10 protein-coding genes are annotated in these 16,923 nt (G+C 68.2%); 5 read left to right on the top strand and 5 right to left on the bottom strand.

Annotated features, from left to right (window positions below; genetic code table 11):
• Window positions 1-81: 81 nt before the first annotated feature.
• Window positions 82-2,787 (bottom strand): preprotein translocase subunit SecA, encoded by a 2,706-nt coding sequence (gene secA, locus Q8Q77_RS10365; RefSeq protein ID WP_371130444.1) that lies wholly within the window; start codon window positions 2,785-2,787, stop codon window positions 82-84.
• A gap of 255 nt (window positions 2,788-3,042) precedes the next feature.
• Window positions 3,043-4,218, bottom strand: coding sequence for an acetyl-CoA C-acyltransferase (locus tag Q8Q77_RS10370; RefSeq protein ID WP_305583498.1), 1,176 nt, complete (start codon window positions 4,216-4,218; stop codon window positions 3,043-3,045).
• Window positions 4,219-4,371: 153 nt separating this feature from the next.
• Between Q8Q77_RS10370 and Q8Q77_RS10375 the strand changes: the two genes are divergently transcribed.
• From Q8Q77_RS10375 to Q8Q77_RS10395, 5 genes are all read left to right on the top strand, one after another.
• Complete coding sequence (locus Q8Q77_RS10375; protein WP_371130441.1) at window positions 4,372-5,358, top strand: peptidylprolyl isomerase; 987 nt, start codon at window positions 4,372-4,374, stop codon at window positions 5,356-5,358.
• Entirely contained in the window at window positions 5,355-6,815 is a 1,461-nt protein-coding gene (gene argJ, locus Q8Q77_RS10380) for a bifunctional glutamate N-acetyltransferase/amino-acid acetyltransferase ArgJ (RefSeq protein WP_305583499.1), read from the top strand. Before Q8Q77_RS10375 ends, argJ begins: the two co-directional genes overlap by 4 nt.
• Before the next feature lie 101 nt (window positions 6,816-6,916).
• Window positions 6,917-8,386, top strand: coding sequence for a serine hydrolase (locus tag Q8Q77_RS10385; protein WP_305583500.1), 1,470 nt, complete (start codon window positions 6,917-6,919; stop codon window positions 8,384-8,386).
• 106 nt (window positions 8,387-8,492) lie between these two features.
• Window positions 8,493-10,715: a S9 family peptidase gene (locus Q8Q77_RS10390; RefSeq protein WP_305583501.1), complete on the top strand. Its 2,223-nt coding sequence runs from the start codon at window positions 8,493-8,495 to the stop codon at window positions 10,713-10,715.
• Window positions 10,716-10,851: 136 nt separating this feature from the next.
• The gene (locus Q8Q77_RS10395; protein ID WP_305583502.1) at window positions 10,852-11,796 is read left to right on the top strand and encodes a hypothetical protein; all 945 of its coding nucleotides are present in this window, start codon (window positions 10,852-10,854) and stop codon (window positions 11,794-11,796) included.
• Here the strand turns inward: Q8Q77_RS10395 and Q8Q77_RS10400 are convergent.
• The 3 genes from Q8Q77_RS10400 to Q8Q77_RS10410 all read right to left on the bottom strand — a co-directional run bounded on the left by Q8Q77_RS10400 (window position 11,793) and on the right by Q8Q77_RS10410 (window position 16,918).
• Window positions 11,793-13,397 carry a hypothetical protein gene (locus Q8Q77_RS10400; RefSeq protein WP_305583503.1) on the bottom strand — a complete coding sequence of 535 codons (1,605 nt, stop codon included), beginning with the start codon at window positions 13,395-13,397 and terminating at the stop codon, window positions 11,793-11,795. The two genes, Q8Q77_RS10395 and Q8Q77_RS10400, sit on opposite strands and share 4 nt — an antisense overlap.
• A gap of 229 nt (window positions 13,398-13,626) precedes the next feature.
• The gene (locus Q8Q77_RS10405; RefSeq protein WP_305583504.1) at window positions 13,627-15,093 is read right to left on the bottom strand and encodes a DEAD/DEAH box helicase; all 1,467 of its coding nucleotides are present in this window, start codon (window positions 15,091-15,093) and stop codon (window positions 13,627-13,629) included.
• 298 nt (window positions 15,094-15,391) lie between these two features.
• A complete protein-coding gene (locus Q8Q77_RS10410; RefSeq protein WP_305583505.1) occupies window positions 15,392-16,918 on the bottom strand; it encodes a M10 family metallopeptidase C-terminal domain-containing protein in 1,527 nt (508 codons plus the stop codon).
• Window positions 16,919-16,923: the final 5 nt, after the last annotated feature.

The following is a 16,923-nucleotide window of genomic DNA, read 5'->3' on the forward strand; positions in this document are numbered from 1 at the left end:
CTTCGCCGCGAAGGTCGAGGCCTGCTCGCAGACCGGGCAGAAGCCATCGACCTTCAGGACGTAGCCGTCCTTGTCCGGCATCTAGATCAGTGCGCCGTGGCAGTGCTTGAACTTCCTGCCCGAGCCGCAGGGGCAGGCCTGGTTGCGGCCGGTCTGTTCCCATCCGTCCGGCAGGGACGAGACGGGCAGGGCCTGGCGCTGTTCGGCCGACAGCCCGTCGGGCAGGGCGCCCATCATGGCCGCGTTCTCGCCGGTCAGCGGGTCAAGGTGGACCTCGGTCAGGCCGGTCAGCGGCGCAGGCTCCGGTTCGGCGAACTGGAACTCCACGGTCATCAGCCACTTGGTCACGTTCTGGCGCAGGTCGACCAACAGCTTCTCGAACAGCGAGAAGGCCTCGGTCTTGTATTCGTTGAGCGGGTCGCGCTGGCCGTAGCCGCGCAGGCCGATGACGTTGCGCAGGTGGTCCAGGTGCATCAGGTGCTCGCGCCACTGCATGTCGATCATCTGCAGCAGGAAGCTCTTCTCGATGGTGCGCATCTGGTCGGGGCCGAGAAGCTGCTCGCGTTCGGTGACGCGGGCGTCGGCGGCCTGGGTCAGGCGCTCCTGGATCTCCTCGTTGGCGATGCCGTCCTCGGCCGCCCAGGCGGCGATCGGCAGGTCCAGGCCCAGCAGTTCGCGGGTCCGTTCCTCCAGCCCCGCCACGTCCCACTGCTCGGCATAGGCCTTGGGCGGCAGGTGGCGGGCGACCAAGTCCTCGACGGTGTCGATCCGCATCTCGCCGATCACCTCGGAGAGGTCCAGCGCGGTCATGAACTCGGCGCGCTGTTCGAACACCGCCTTGCGCTGGTCGTTCACGACGTCGTCGTACTTCAGCAGGTTCTTGCGGATCTCGTAGTTGCGCTGCTCGACCCGCTTCTGGGCCGTGGCGATGGCGCCGTTCAGCCACTTGTGGGTGATCGCCTCACCCTCCTGGACGCCGAAGGTGCGCATGATCGAGTCCAGGCGCTCGCCGGCAAAGATGCGCAGCAGGTCGTCTTCGCAGGACAGGAAGAACTTCGAGTGGCCAGGGTCGCCCTGACGGCCGGTCCGGCCGCGGAGCTGGTTGTCGATCCGCCGGCTCTCGTGGCGCTCGGTGCCCAGGACGAACAGGCCGCCGGCGGCGAGCGCCTGCTCCTTCAGGCCCTTGATCTCGGCTTCGAGCTCGATCTTGTGGGCGATGGCCGCCTCGGGCGTCACCTCGATGCCCAGGCCGCGCTGCTCTTCCTGCCACTTCAGGACGCGCATATCGATATTGCCGCCGAGCTGGATGTCGGTGCCGCGGCCGGCCATGTTGGTGGCGATGGTCACCGCGCCGGGCACGCCGGCGTCGGCCACGATCAGGGCTTCCTGCTCGTGATAGCGGGCGTTCAGCACGTTGTGCGGGATGCCCTTGATGGTCTTGCCGTCCTGCTGGAACGTGTGGGTCTTCAGCAGTTCGGAGAGCTGTTCGGACTTCTCGATGGAGACGGTGCCCACCAGGATGGGCTGGCCTCGCAGGTGGCATTCCTCGATCTGCTTGAGGATCGCCTCGTTCTTCTCGCGCGCGGTGCGATAGACCTCGTCGTCGTCGTCCTTCCGCGCCACCGGGCGGTTGGTCGGGATCTCCATGACGTCCATCTTGTAGATGTCGCCGAATTCCTGGGCCTCGGTGGAGGCCGTGCCGGTCATGCCCGACAGCTTCGAATAGAGCCGGAAGTAGTTCTGGATGGTGACCGAGGCCAGGGTCTGGTTCTCGGGCTGTATGTGGGCGCCTTCCTTGGCCTCGATGGCCTGGTGCAGGCCTTCGGACAGGCGGCGGCCCTGCATCATGCGGCCGGTGAACTCGTCGATCAGGATCACCTCACCGGCGCGGACGATGTAGTCCTTCTCGCGGGTGTAGAGCACGTTGGCGCGCAGGGCCTGGTTGACGTGGTGCACCACCGAGACGTTGGCGGCGTCGTAGAGGCCGGTGGTTTCCTCTTCCAGGTGGCCGCCGGCCAGCAGGATTTCCTCGATCTTCTCGGCGCCTTCCTCGGTGAGGATCACCTGGCGCTGCTTTTCGTCGAAGTCGTAGGTCGAAGCGTCGGTGATGAGCTCTTTCACCAGGACGTCGATGGTCTTGTAGAACTCCGAGCGGTCCTCGGTGGGGCCCGAGATGATCAAGGGCGTGCGCGCCTCGTCGATCAGGATGGAGTCCACCTCGTCGACGATCACGAAGTTATGGCCCCGCTGGACCATCTCGTCGGCCTCGTAGACCAGGTTGTCGCGCAGATAGTCGAAGCCGAACTCGTTGTTGGTCCCGTAGGTGATGTCGGAGTTGTAGGCGGCCTTGCGCTGGCCCTGGCTCAGGCCGTGTACGATGGTGCCGACGCTCATGCCCAGGAACCGGTAGACTTGGCCCATCCAGTCGCCGTGCAGTTGGGCGAGGTAGTCGTTGACGGTGATGACGTGGACGCCCTTGCCGGGTAGGGCGTTCAGATAGACCGGCGCGGTGGCGACCAGGGTCTTGCCCTCGCCGGTGCGCATCTCCGAGATGCCGCCCTCGTGCAGGACGATCCCGCCCACAAGCTGGACGTCGAAATGGCGCTGGCCCAGCACTCGGCGCGCGGCCTCGCGCACCACGGCGAAGGTCTCTTCCAGGAGCTGGTCGAGGGTCTCGCCCTTGCCCAGGCGATCGCGGAATTCCTGGGTCTTGCCCCGGAGCTGTTCGTCGGAAAGCGCTTGGATCGCGGGTTCCAGGGCGTTGATCTTGGCGACGCGCGCCGCCATCGCCTTGACCTTGCGGTCGTTGCTGGAGCCGAAGAACCGTTGGAAGATGCTCAAGGGAAAATATTCCGGATCATGCGGGAGGGGCCCGGCGCGGCGCTTTAAGCCCTTCGCCTGCCCGGAGATTCCGCTCTTTTCAGGGCGCGCGAGACTTAAGCAGGCGCCCCCCAAGTGTCAACGCGGGGACTGTTCACACGCGAAAACGAAAAGGCCCTCCCGGTGAGGGGAGGGCCGATCCGAACAGCTAAGTCGAACAGCTTAGTTATAGACTTCGAACAGCCCGGCCGCGCCCATGCCGCCGCCGATGCACATCGAAACCACGGCCCACTTGGCCTTGCGGCGCTGGCCTTCCTGCAGCACGTGGCCGGCGAGACGCGCGCCGGTCATGCCGAAGGGGTGGCCGATGGCGATCGAGCCGCCGTTGACGTTGTACTTCTCCGGGTCGATGCCCAGGAAGTCGCGGGCGTAGAGGCACTGGGAGGCGAAGGCCTCGTTCAGTTCCCACAGGTCGATGTCGGAGACTTTCAGGCCGTGGCGTTCCAGCAGGCGCGGCACGGCGAAGACCGGGCCGATGCCCATTTCGTCGGGCGCGCAGCCGGCGACGGCCCAGCCCTTGAACGCGCCCAGCGGCGACAGGCCGGCCTTCTCGGCGGCCTTGGAGTCCATCAGCACCACGGCGGCGGCTCCGTCGGAGAGCTGGCTGGCGTTGCCGGCGGTGATGAACTTGCCCTCGCCGCGCACGGGCTGGAGCTTCTGCAGGCCTTCCAGGGTGGTGTCGACGCGGTTGCACTCGTCGCGATCGACCACGTAGTCGACGACGGTTTCTTCCTTCGTCTCCTTGTTGACGACCTTCATCTTGGACTTCATCGGGACGATTTCGTTGGCGAACTTGCCACCCTGCTGGGCCGCGGCCATGCGGCGCTGGCTTTCCAGGCTGTACTCGTCCTGGGCTTCGCGGCTGACCTTGTAGCGCTCGGCCACGATGTCGGCGGTGTCGATCATCGGCATGAAGATGGCCGGATATTCCGAGACCAGGCGCGGATCGACATTGTCCTTGCCGGCGCCGCCGCCGGGAATGCTGATCGACTCCACGCCGCCGGCCACGACCACGTCGGCGCCGTCGTTGCGGATGTAGTTGGCGGCCGTGGCGATGGTGTTCAGGCCCGACGAGCAGAAGCGGTTGACGGTGACTCCGGAGGTGGTGATCGGCAGGCCGGCCAGCAGGCCCACCTGACGGCCCAGGTTGCCCGCGCCGTGCGAGACATTGCCCATGACCACGTCTTCCACCGACGCCTTGTCGAGGCCCGAGCGCTCGACCGCGTGCTTCACCGCATGCGCGCCCATCGACATGGTCGGCGTCATGTTGAACCCGCCACGGCCGGACTTGGCCAGGCCCGTGCGGGCATACGAAACGACTACGGCTTCACGCGTCATGAAAATATCCTCCCTGAAAATATAGAGCCCCCGACGTTCGTCATGGGGTTTGGCGCCATCATGGATCGGCGGCGACCTTTGCATCCCGGGCGCGAAATGGCTAGGGACGGGCGGGCCCTCCAGTCCGGTTTTTGCATTCGAGGTATGGTCCCCATGGCGCACCCGGCCTTCCGCCGCCTCCCATCCGCCCTTGGCGCCGTCACCGTCATGCTGATCGCCAGCCTCATGCTGGCCGGCTGCGGCGACCGTGGCGTGGCCGAGCGGCCGCCGGAACCGGGGGACGTGGCGGTGGCCAAGGTCGACGGAAAGACCGTGTGGACGTCCGACGTGAAGCGCGAGGCGGTGGCGCAGGGGCTGATCGGCGACGGCGAGCCGCTGGACGCGTCGTCCGACCTCTTCCGCCGGGTGCTGGACGAGGTGGTCGACCAGAAGCTGCTGGCCGCCGAGGCGCTGAAGCGCAAGCTGGACAAGGACCCCATCGCCCAGAAGCGGCTGGCCGCGGCCCGCGAGCGCATCCTGGGCGACATGCTGGTGGAGAGCGTGGTCTCCGACGCCGTCAACGACAACGCCATCCGCGGCCTCTATCAGGAGCAGTTGAAGCTCGCCAAACAGTCGGAGGAGATTCGCGCCCGTCAGATCGTGGTGACAGCCCAGGCCGACGCCGAGGCGATCAAGAAGCTGCTGACCACCGGCGCCTCGTTCGAGGCCCTGGCCATGGAGCGCTCCACCGACGCGGCGACCCGGTTCAACGGTGGCGATCTCGGCTATTTCACCACCGACGTCATGCCCGAAGCCTATGAGGCCAATCTGAAGGCCGCCAAGGTCGGCGAGATCGTCGGCCCCTTCGCCGTCGACGGCGGCTTCGCGGTGGTCAAGGTCGAGGACCGCCGGCTGGAGCAGCCGATCACCCTGGAGGCCGCCCGGCCGCAGATCGTCCGGTTCCTGACCTATGACCAGGTCCGCGACCTGCTGGAGAAGCTGCGCAGTCGCGCCAAGGTCCAGACCCTGATCCGCGCCCCGCAGGACGTGCCCGGCCAGCCCAAAGAGCCCGCCGACGCGCCGAAGGTCGCGCCCACGCCCGCCGCGACGCCCGCTCAACCGGCCCTGAAGGCCGCTCCCGCCAAGGCCGCCAAGCCATGACCCGCAAGCCTACGGCCAAGCCCGCCGCCAAGAAGATGACGCCTGCCGCCAAGGCCCTGGACGTCGCCTCCATCCCGGTCGACGTGGTCGGCCAGACCATCGAGCGCGCCCTGGATCCGCTGACCAGCGCGATCAAGCGCGCGGCGCTCAAGCGGGCCGACAAGCAGGCCAGCCAGTTCACCGAGAAGAAGCCGGCGGTCGAGCCCCCAGTCGCCAAGGGCGTCCTTCCGGTCTCGCCCCTGGCCGTGCCGTTCCCGAAGATGCCGCCGATCCCGGGCGTGCAGCTCGCCACCGGCCGGGCCGGGTTCTACAAGCACGAGCGCGAGGATCTGCTGGTCATGCGCTTCGCTCGCGGCACCTCCGCGGCCGGGGTGTTCACTCGCCACGGGATCGGCTCGGCGCCGGTCGACTGGTGCAAGAAGCATCTGGAGATGACCAAGGGCGTCGACGTCCGCGCCCTGGTGGTCAACGCCGGCTGCGCCAACTCCTTCACCGGCAAGCCGGGCGCCGACGCGGTGCGCCGGGTGGCCTCGGCCGTGGCCAAGCGCTTCGACTGTCGCCAACGCGACGTGATGGTCGCCTCGACCGGCGTGATCGGCGTGCTGCTGGATGACGCCAAGATCACCCACCGCCTGCCCGACATCGAGCAGAAGCTCACCGACGACGGCTGGGTCGGCGCGGCCAACGCCATCATGACCACCGACACCTTCCCGAAGGGCGCCTACGCCGAGGCGGTCATCGACGGGGAAAAGGTGCGCATCGCCGGGATCTGCAAGGGTTCAGGCATGATCGCGCCGGACATGGCCACCATGCTGGCCTTCGTGGCCACCGACGCGGCGATCTCGCCCACGGCGCTGCAGACCCTGGCCAGCCTCTACACGCGGACCACCTTCAACTGCGTGACGGTGGACGGCGACCGGTCCACCAACGACACCCTGCTGCTGTTCGCCACCGGCCAGTCCGGCGCGCCGAACATCGCCCGGGCCGGCGACAAGCGCCTGGCCGACTTCCGCGACAAGTTGGAAGCCGTGCTGCTCGACCTGGCCCTCCAACTCGTCCGGGACGGCGAGGGCGCCAGCAAGTTCGTCAAGATCACCGTGACCGGCGCCGAGAGCCCGGCCTCGGCCCGCAAGATCGCCCGCACCATCGCCGAGAGCCCCCTGGTCAAGACCGCTTTCGCCGGCGAGGACGCCAACTGGGGCCGCATCGTCATGGCCGTGGGCCGCGCCGACGAACCCATCGACCGCGACCGGGTCAGCGTGAAGTTCGGCTCCCTGGTCGCCGCGCATGAGGGCCTCATCTCGCCTACCTACGACGAGGCCAAGATGAGCGCCTACATGAAGAACCAAGAGCTTGAGGTCGCCGTCGAGGTGGGCGTGGGCAAGGGTTCGGCCACCGTCTGGACCTGCGATCTGACCAAGCAGTACGTGGCCATCAACGGCGACTACCGCTCGTGATGGGTTCAGCGCCCCGGTTCGGCCAGGGCGCGGTAAACTAGGTCGGATCGCCAGGCCGGTTCGCGACTGTTAGGCTTTCAGCCATATCGGGGGAGGCCAGCATGAAGTCGTTGATTGTCGCCGTGGCGCTGCTGGCCTTGGTGGCGGGCCCCACCAGGGCGCAGCCGAGTTCCGCCGAGGACCGCGCTCACATCGCCGCCATCGAGAACGGCCTCCTACCCGCGGTGGTGATCAAGGGGCGTCCGTTCCCCGCCGCGACGCTGGACGGTCGCATGCGGGCCACCAAGACCCCAGGGGTCAGCATCGCCTTCTTCGAGGACGGCCGCATCCGTTGGACGAGGACCTACGGTCTGGCGGACGTGGCCTCGGGCCGGCCGGTCACCGCAGAGACGCTGTTCCAGGCGGCCTCGATCAGCAAGCCGGTCGCGGCGACCGCAGCCCTGCGGCTCATGCAGGACGGTCGGCTGAGCCTCGACGACGACGTCAATATGCAGTTGAAGGATTGGAGGCTGCCGGACAGCGCCTTCACCGCGGACCGCAAGGTCACCCTGCGTGGCCTGCTGAGCCACACTGCCGGCCTGACCGTCTCTGGCTTTCCCGGCTATCCGCCCGGCGGCGCATTGCCCGAGGTGGTGCAAATTCTGAACGGTCAGGCGCCGGCCAATACGCGGGCGGTGATTTCAAACGCGGTGCCCGGGGCGCGATGGTCCTATTCCGGCGGCGGCTACACGGTCGTCCAGCAGATGATGACCGAGGCGACCGGCAAGCCGTTCCCGGACGTCATGCGCGACTTGGTGCTCAAGCCGGCCGGGATGAGCCGATCGACCTTCGCCCAGCCACTGCCTGAGAGCCTCGGCGGACAGGCCGCGACGGGCTACCTCGCCAATGGCCAGCCGCTGCCCGGTTTACGCTACGCCCATCCCGAGCTGGCCGCCGCCGGGCTTTGGACCACGCCCTCGGATCTCGCCCGGTTCGCCATCGCGCTGCAGAACGCCCACGCGGGGTCTTCGCGCAAGATACTGAACCAGGCGACCGCGCGGACCATGCTCACGCGCCAGATGAGCAACTATGGGCTCGGGCCGAACCTGGGACCGGCCGAAGGCCCGGCCATGTTCCAGCACGGCGGCAGCAACCAGGGTTTTCGGTCGGAGCTGCGAGCGTTCACCAGCGGGTCCCGACAGGGGGTCGTCATCATGGCCAATGGCGACGGCGCCGACGTGCTGATCGGCGAAATCCGCCGGGCGGTGGCGCAGGCCTACGGCTGGAAGGGCTCGGGACCGGAGGAGCGCACCGTCGTTCAGGTGGAGCCTACGGTGCTTTCGACCTACCTCGGCCTCTACGAGGTTCCCGGCCTGACGACCCTGAACGTCACCGCCGCCGATGGCCGACTCTATGTCGCCGCGTCCGCGCTAGGGCCCGACTCTCGGGAGCTGCTGGCGGCTTCGCCAGCGAAGTTCTTCGTTCTGGAGAACGGCGTGACCATCGAGTTCGTCAAGGACGCGCAAGGCGTGGCGACCACAGCCAAGATCGGCGGCCCGTTCGGAGCTTACGAGGCGACTCGGAAGCCTTGAAGGGTGCGGTCGCACCGCGTCCTGGGACCCGCCGAGCGTCCTCGAGGCGCCCTTGTGCGGCCCCTCGCCTCTGGTAGCTTCCGCCCCCCAAGCTATCGGAGCGGGCATGAAATTTGTGGCGGAGGGCCTGATCGTGGCCCTGATGGCGTGTGGCGTGGCTCAAGCTGAAAAACTGACCCCCGAACGGGTGTTCGCGGACCCCGACCTGTCAGGCCCCATCGCGCGGGGCGTGAAGGTTTCGCCCGACGGCTCGGCGGTGACCTATCTGCGCGCCAAGGCCGACGATCAGCGGATGACCGACCTCTGGATCGCCGACGTGAAGGGCGGCGACCCGCGCCTGCTGATCGACGCCCGGGCGCTCGCCCCCAAGGACAAGGTGCTGTCGGAGGCCGAGAAGAGCCGCCGCGAACGCCAGGGCGTCCAGACCCGGGGCGTGGTCGACTACGCCTGGGACGACCAGGGCCGGTTCATCCTGGTCCCGGTGGAGGGCGACCTCTTCCTCTACAGGCTGAAGGGCGGGCGGATCGCTCAATTGACCCAGACGCCCGGCGACGAGATCGACGCCAAGGTCTCGCCCAAGGGCGCGTTCGTCTCCTTCGTGCGCGACGACAATCTCTTCGTCATGCCCTCGGCCGGAGGCGCCGAGCGGGCGCTCACCACCGGCGGCGAGGAGTTGAAGAGCTGGGCCACGGCCGAGTTCATCGCCCAGGAGGAGATGAGCCGCCCGACCGGCTACTGGTGGAGCCCCGACGAGGCGAAGATCGCGCTGACCTTCGTCGACCAGACCGGCGTCGACGTGGTCGAGCGGCTGGACGTCAACGCGGTCGGCGCCACCATCGTGCGCCAGCGCTATCCGCGGGTGGGCCGCCCCAACGCCAAGGTCGAGCTCTACGTCGCCGATGTCGCGACCGGTGCGCGGACCAAGGTCGACCTGGGGGCAGAGAGCGACATCTACCTGGCCCGGGTCGCCTGGGCGAAGGACGGCAAGACCCTCTATGTCCAGCGCCAGAGCCGCGACCAGCGCAGGCTGGACATCCTGGCGGTCGATCCGGCCACCGGTGCGGCCAAGGTCATCCTCACCGAGACCAGTCCGCACTGGGTCGATATCACTGACGACTTCAAGCCCCTGAAGGACGGGACCTTCCTGTGGTCCTCCGAGCGGTCGGGAAACCGCCACCTCTACCTCTACGAGGCCGACGGGACGCTGGTGCGCCAGGTGACTCAAGGCGCGTGGCCGGTGGACGTGCTGGAGGGCGTCGACGAGGCGCGCGGCGTGGCGATCTTCGGGGCCAGCAAGGACTCGCCGGTCGAGCGGCGGATCTACGAGGTGTCCTACAAGGCGCCCGCCGAACCCAACGCGCTGACCTCCGCCGGCGGCTGGTGGCGGGTCGACGTGGCCCAGTCCGGCAAGGCCTTCGCCGCCACCTATCAGGACCCCCGCACGCCGCCCCAGACCGGTTTCCACAAGGCCGACGGGACCCGGGTGCGCTGGATCGAGGAGAACAAGCTCGCGGCGGGCCATCCCTACCAGCCCTATGCCGCCCGTCTGCGTGAGCCGACCTACGGGACCATCAAGGCCGCCGACGGCCAGGACCTCTGGTGGTCGATGCGCACTCCGCCCGGGTTCGATCCCGCCAAGCGCTATCCGGTGATCGTCCAGGTCTATGGCGGCCCCGCCGGCGCCCTGGTCTCGAAGGTCTGGAAGTCGCCCGAGGACCAGCTGATGCTGGAGGCCGGGTACATCCTGTTCAGCCTCGACAACCGCGGCACGCCCAACCGCTCCGTGGCCTTCAAGACCGCCATCGACCGCCGGATGGGCAAGGTCGAGGTCGAGGACCAACTGGCCGGCGTCGCCCACCTGGCGTCGCTGCCCCATGTCGATCCGGCCCGCATCGGCATCACCGGCTGGTCCAATGGCGGGTACATGACGATGATGGTGCTGACCGCCGACAACTCGCCCTATGCGGCGGGGGTGGCCGGGGCGCCGGTGGTCGACTGGTCGCTCTACGACACCCACTACACAGAGCGCTACATGGGTACGACGGCGGACAATGCGGCCGGCTACGCCGCCGGCGAGGTCACCGCGCGGCTTGGCAAGCTGAAGCCCGGCGTGCTGATGATCATGCACGGCATGGCCGATGACAACGTCACCTTCGACAACTCGACCAAGGCCATGGCGGCCCTGCAGGCGTCGGGAACGACCTTCGAGCTGATGACCTATCCGGGCCTGCGCCACCGCGCCGGCTGGACCCAGGCCAACCGCCTGCATCGCGCCCGGACCACCCTGGACTTCTTCGAGCGGAAGCTGAAACCGACGGCGGCTCCCTAGGCAGGGGCGCTCAGGATCGGGCGCCCCGGGTCCCGGAATCGGCCCAGGCCGTCAGAGGGCTTGCCAATCTCCGATCACGAGCGGAGAGTCTGTGCACACCTATGGGTTGCCTTCAATTCCCTGAGAGGAGCGCTCGATGCTCGCTTCCGCCGCCACGCTCGGCGCGACCCAGGTCGGCCGGGCTGCGACCTTGCCCCAGCGGGCGGCCGCGGCGCCGGCCCGCGCCGCATGGCTGGAGGGCGTGCGCCAGCGCAACGCCGTGCTGGACGCGCTGTTCTACGATGTCGGCGTGGTCGGCCAGGACGAGGCGGTGTCCATCAGCCCCTGGCTCGCGGCCGAGGGCGCGATCCTGGTCGTGCCGCCGTCGGGCGCCGGCGCGTTGAAGCTCTACAACTCGGTTGATGGGTTCGTCGCTAGTGGAGGGGCGGAGGTGTCCATCCTGGCGGTGGCGGGGGTCGGCAGTTCGGCCCTGGGTTCAGCGGCCTTCGCGCGAAATGTCGCCGACGCGCTCGGCAAGCCGGTGGCCGCGGTGGTCTCCGGCTATGGCCTGGCCGACATGGCCGCCGAGGCGCTGGGCGGCTTCTTTTGGTTCGGGATGCTGAACGGCGTGCGCCACGCCTTTGAGGGGATCGATCGCCTGACGGAGATCGGCGTCGTGCAGGAGCCCTGGCCGTTCGCGGCGGCCGGCGACCTGCCGGTCCGGCAGAGCCGCGACACGCGCACGGTGCTCGCCATGCTCATGGAGCCGGGATTGAGCTTCGACCTGCTGGTCGGCCATTCCAAGGGCAATCTCGTGATCTCCGAAGCGCTCTTCGACCTGAGGCGCCAGGATCCCGGGAACGCGACGGCCTTGGCCGCGGCGGCGACCATCGTCACCATCAGCGCGCGGATCGCGATGCCGACGGGCTTTCGGACCCTCGATGTGATGGGCGCCTTGGACTGGTTCGGCGGCATGAACTCGCGCCTCGACATCGCCCCGGACCACTTGGTCGCGGGCGCGTGGCACCACACCAACACCGAACTTGCCGCACACCTGCCGGTGACGTCGACCCTGCGCGCGGTCCTCGGCCAGGACTCCTAGCGCGGCGTGATCTTGTAGATCGCGTTCTCGACGTCCGAGGTGACGTAGATTGCGCCAGACGATCCGACCGCGATGCCGCCGGCCAGAGGGAAGGGCTTGGTGACCAGGCCCAGCGGAAGGTCCTTCGCGACCACCTTCACGGCGCCGGTCTTGGGGTCGATCGAGACCACTTGGCGCGCGCCGACCTCCAGCACCGCCAGCCGGCCGTCGGGTCCGACCGCCACGGCCTTGGGTAGGTTGAGCCCGGAGGCGACCGCGGTCTTGGCGCCGCTGGCGAGATCGACGCGGGTGATGCGCCCGCCGGCCACCTCGGCCACATAGACGCTTCCCTCCGGCCCCAGCGCCAGGCTGGACGGCGCGGCCAGGCCGTCGGCCACCGTCCTGCGGTCCTCGGCCTTGACCTTGACGAGCTTACCGCTGGCCAACTCGGCCACCAGGATCGAGCCATCCGCCAGCTCCAGGGCGTCGGACGGCGAGGCGAAGCCGTGCATCACCGAGAGCGCCTTGCCGGTCTTGCGGTCGTAGATCAGCACCGCGCCGGTGGGGGCGCTGGCGAGCACCACCCGCTCAGCCCCGACGCTGACGCCGGTGGGGTATTCGAGCTGGCTGCCCTTGGTGTGGACCCGAGCGATGTCGCGCACCGCGCCGCTCACGCCGTCCACCCCGCGATAGGAAAACACGTCGGCGACGAACAGGCTCTCCTTGCCGACGTCTGAGGCCACGGCGATGTCGGCCGGGAAGGCCAGGGCCCCCTTCATCACCTGGCGCACGGCGCCGGTGACCGGGTCCACGATCTGCAGGCCGTTGTCGGCCATGTTGGAAACCACGACCTGGTCCTTGGCGTCGATGGCCAGGTTGTCGAGGGCGCTCGAAAGCTGCGCCACCCTGGTCTTGCCGCCGGTCTTGATGTCGATCCGGATCAGTTCGCCCAGGTGGGTGTCGAGGGCGTAGAGGTTGTCCCTGGAGTCGAACTTGGCGGCGGCCGGCGTGTCGAAACCGTCGGCCACCAGGACCATGTCGCCGGTGTCAGGATTGATCTTCACGACCTGGCCCTTGAACCACAGCGGCCCATAGAGCCAGCCGTCGGGGCCGGCGGCGAAGCTGTTGAAGCCGCCCATGCCCTCGCGGATCTTTCGCGGCGGGGTCTTGCCGGCGGGATCGAGCTCCCACAGGGCGTCGCCGCCGAACACCTGGGCGGCGAACAGCCGCTTGCCGTCGCGGCTGAAGGTGATGGAATTGATGCTGACCAGGTCCTTGGCCAGGACCTCGACCGGCCCGTCGCCGCGCCGACTGTAGACGATGTTGTCGGAGATGGCGGTCCAGACGACCTGGCCGCCCGGCCCGAAGGCCATGTCGTCGGCCATGCCCTGGGGCGGTCCCACCAGGACCTTGGCCTTACCGGTGGCGAGATCGACGCTGTAGAGGCTCTGGCCGGCGACGCTGCCGGCATAGAGCTCGCCCCTGGGGCTGAAGCGGATGCCGTGCACCCCGTGGAAGTCCGACCCCGGAACCAGCCGGGTGACCTTGGCGTCCTGCGCCGCCGCGCCGCTCGCGACGACGGCCAGTCCGGCCAGCAACGTCACTCCCTTGAGAAAGCCCATCTGTCTCGCCCCCGTCTTGTCGTTGGGAGCGAGCTTGGCCCTCGGCGCGGCATGCGACAAGTGCGGGCGCCAGTTGCTCCCCCACTGGGGGAGCTGTCAGCGAAGCTGACTGAGGGGGACTTTGACTCGCTTCAATGAGCTTCAACCCCCACCGTCCCGTCGCCGAAGAGGGCGACGCGCCACCTCCCCCAAACCGCGCTGCGCGCTGGGGGAGGATCTAGATCGCGTCTTAGTCCAGCGGGGTCCAGCGCTTGGCCGGGGCCGAGCTGCCATCGCGCTTGGGACCCTTGAAGGCGGCTTGGCTGATCGGGGTGGTGGAAGCCCGCTCGCCGCCCTTACGGACATTGTGCGGATGGCGATCACCGCCGCCGCCATTGCCGCCGCCCTGGCCCTGACGCTGGCCGCCGCCGTTGCTGGGGCGGTTGCGCTGGGCGCGCAGGCCGCCCGGCAGGTCGCTGCGGCCCTGCGGCTTGCGCTGGCCGCGGTCGCCGTTGTTCTTGCGGCCGGCTTCGGCGCGCTCGGCGGCGACCTCGGGCATGGCCTGGGTCATGACGTGCAGGCCGCGGTCGTTGCGGCGGTCCTCGGCGGGGATGGTCTGGCGCGTGACCTTCTGGATGTCGCGCAGCAGGTTGCGTTCGTCGTCGGCGCAGAAGGCCACGGCCGTGCCGTCGGCGCCGGCCCGGGCCGTCCGGCCGATCCGGTGGACGTAGGATTCCGGCACGTTGGGCAGCTCGTACTGGACCACGTGGCTGACCGCGTCGATGTCGATGCCGCGGGCGGCGATGTCGGTGGCCACCAGGGCGCGGACTTCACCGGCCTTGAACGAGGCCAGCGAGCGTTCGCGCTGGCCCTGGCTCTTGTCGCCATGGATGGCCGCGGCCTCGACGCCGGCGGCCTCGAGGGACTTGGCCACCCGGTCGGCGCCGCGCTTGGTGCGGGTGAAGACGATGACGCGCTTGAACTTCTGTTCGGCGAACAGTTCGCAGAGCAGGGCGCGCTTCCGCGCCGTCTCGACGAAGATCACCTTCTGCGACACGCGTTCGACCGTGGTCGATTCCGGCGCCACGGCGACCTTGTGCGGGTTGGGGTTCTGGAGTTCGCTGGCCAGCTTGCCGATCTCGGTGGGCATGGTGGCCGAGAAGAACAGGTTCTGCCGGTCCTTCGGCAGGTACTTCACGATCCGGCGGATGGGCAGGATGAAGCCCATGTCCAGCATCTGGTCGGCCTCGTCGAGGACGAAGATCTCGACGCCGCCGAGGGTGATGGTCTTTTCGCCCAGGTGGTCGATCAGGCGGCCCGGGGTGGCCACCAGAACGTCGACGCCGCCGGCGAGGGCGCGCATCTGGCCGCCGTACTTCACGCCGCCGAACACCACGGCGACGGAGACGCCCATGTGCTTGCCGTAGGTCTTGAAGCTCTCACCGATCTGGGTGGCGAGTTCGCGGGTGGGGGAGAGCACCAGCACGCGGCAGCCGCGGCGCGGCGCGGCCTTACGGTCGGCGGCCAGGCGGTGCAGGATGGGAAGGGCGAAGGCGGCGGTCTTGCCGGTGCCGGTCTGGGCGATGCCCAGCAGGTCGCGGCCGCTCATCACGCCCGGGATGGCTTGCGCCTGGATCGGGGTAGGAACGGTGTAGCCTTCGTCGGCCAGGGCCTTCAGAAGCGACTTGTCGAGGCCGAGGTCGGTGAACTTGGTCAAAGCGGGTATCTTTCACGAATGCGCCAAACGCGGCCTCTCGGCTCAAGCCAAGGGTCGCGAGGGTCGCGGGTCAGTTTGGGGAAAGCCCCCGCGTGGCGGGGCGATCTATGCGATCTTTTCAGGGCGCTCGACAGGCTAGGTTCGACTTAGAACCCATCACGCGACTGGAGCGCCGATAGCGCTGCGGATGTTGCGGCGCAGCGGGGAGATGGCGGCTGCGGCCCGGAAAGTCAAGCTAAACCGGGATTTGGGCTTTGGTGGGAGCGGCGCCAAGGCCGCTCCCACCACGCCGGTTCACTTAAGCGAAAATGAAGTCGTCGGCGTCCAGGCTGGCGGCCGAGACCCCGGTCAGGGTCACAGATCCCGTCCCAAGCGCGATGACGGCTTCGCCGCCCACCTCGTTGATGATCAAGGTGGCGAAGGTCAGGCCGGCCACTGAACTCAGGTCGATGCGGTCGCCCGCGCCTGCGCCGCCTTCGAAGTCGGCGATGACGTCGGCGCCGGCGTTCGACGAGAGCACGAACACGTCGTTCCCGCCGTTGCCGGTCAGGACGTTGTCAGCCGAGTTGCCAACGATGGTGTCGGTTCCGCCGCCGCCCTTGGCGTTCTCGATGGTGGCGCCATAGGCGATGCTGATGTTGTCCTTCATCAGCGGGCTGGTGACCCCGGCGATCTCCTTCCAGCTTTCGCCGCCGTTCACGCCCTCGACGCCGTTGTTGTAGATCTCGTAGAGCAGAGCCGAGCGCGCGGGCAGGCCCGCGGCGGCGTTGTTGGCGTTGATCTCCGCGAGGGTCAGGAACGCCTCGATGCCGCCGGCGCTGCTGAACGAGCCCGGATTGAGGTCGATGAAGGACGGGGTGTCGTACCCGGACAGGTCCAGGGTGTCCTCGCCGCCGGCATCCCAGATCGTGAAGATCGGGGCGATCTTGTTCTCCGCGATCTGGAAGGCCGTGCGGTTGTCCAGGTCGGCGCTCCAGTTGAATCCGTAGGTCGTGTCGCCGGTCCGGGTCGTGGTGTCGACGCCGTAGAGTTTTTGGATCGCCAGGATGTCGTGGACGCCGGGCGTGGTGGAATAGGCGAACCGCATCAGCGACCAGTCGATGTGCTGGGCCCCGGTCTCATAGGCGTCCCAATAGGACATCACCGAATACTGACGGCTGTCCTGGTAGTAGTCGGCGAGCTCGTAGCTCAGCGGCACCCCGTCGCCGGCGTCGTAGTCGCCCGGGTGCGACAGACCGAGCGCATGCCCGATCTCGTGGGTCAGGGTCTGCATGCCGTAGAAGCCGTCCAGCAGTTGCACCCCGCTGACCGGCCCCGGATTGATCCAGACGTCGCCCTGGATGTGCTGGTACTGGGGGCCGTAGGCTTTTCCGTGCGGCAGGTAGGCCCAGGCCTGGCCCGGTCCCGTGGTGGTAGTGGCGAAGGACATGTCCCAGGAGCCGGCGCCGTTAGCGTCTTCCTGGAACCGCAAGGGGATCAGGTCATCCCAATAGGCCAGGGCCTCGCGGGTGCCCTCCTGCTGAGCAGCTGTCATCGGCGCGTAGCCGTATTTCTCGGCCGCGCCGTGCGGGTTGTTGTAGACGCCGGTCGTGGTCGGGCCGCTGTAGAAGCCGTAGGTCAGGACGCCGTCGGCGGTGGCCTTCACGTCCCAGGAGAAGCCCGAACGGGTGATCTGAGCGGCGACCTGTTCCGGCGTGAAGATCGGCAGGTCGCGAAGCGTGCCGCCCGCCAAGGGGTCGGCGGAGCCTTCGTAGCGGAGGTCGGTTTCGAGCGGGTGGTCGGATTCCAGGGTGACCGCCGTTCGCGGGGTCGTCGGATTTGCCATTTTAC

This window comes from Phenylobacterium sp., assembly GCF_030698145.1.
GTDB lineage: Bacteria > Pseudomonadota > Alphaproteobacteria > Caulobacterales > Caulobacteraceae > Phenylobacterium.

What these genes read in the sequence shown, in the direction of transcription:
- secA (WP_371130444.1), bottom strand. Translation starts at nt 2,787, where the DNA reads ATGGCGGCGCGCGTCGCCAAGATCAACGCCCTGGAACCCGCGATCCAA.
- Q8Q77_RS10410 (WP_305583505.1), bottom strand. Translation starts at nt 16,918, where the DNA reads ATGGCAAATCCGACGACCCCGCGAACGGCGGTCACCCTGGAATCCGAC.
- argJ (WP_305583499.1), top strand. Translation starts at nt 5,355, where the DNA reads ATGACCCGCAAGCCTACGGCCAAGCCCGCCGCCAAGAAGATGACGCCT.
- Q8Q77_RS10400 (WP_305583503.1), bottom strand. Translation starts at nt 13,397, where the DNA reads ATGGGCTTTCTCAAGGGAGTGACGTTGCTGGCCGGACTGGCCGTCGTC.
- Q8Q77_RS10390 (WP_305583501.1), top strand. Translation starts at nt 8,493, where the DNA reads ATGAAATTTGTGGCGGAGGGCCTGATCGTGGCCCTGATGGCGTGTGGC.
- Q8Q77_RS10395 (WP_305583502.1), top strand. Translation starts at nt 10,852, where the DNA reads ATGCTCGCTTCCGCCGCCACGCTCGGCGCGACCCAGGTCGGCCGGGCT.
- Q8Q77_RS10370 (WP_305583498.1), bottom strand. Translation starts at nt 4,218, where the DNA reads ATGACGCGTGAAGCCGTAGTCGTTTCGTATGCCCGCACGGGCCTGGCC.
- Q8Q77_RS10385 (WP_305583500.1), top strand. Translation starts at nt 6,917, where the DNA reads ATGAAGTCGTTGATTGTCGCCGTGGCGCTGCTGGCCTTGGTGGCGGGC.
- Q8Q77_RS10375 (WP_371130441.1), top strand. Translation starts at nt 4,372, where the DNA reads ATGGCGCACCCGGCCTTCCGCCGCCTCCCATCCGCCCTTGGCGCCGTC.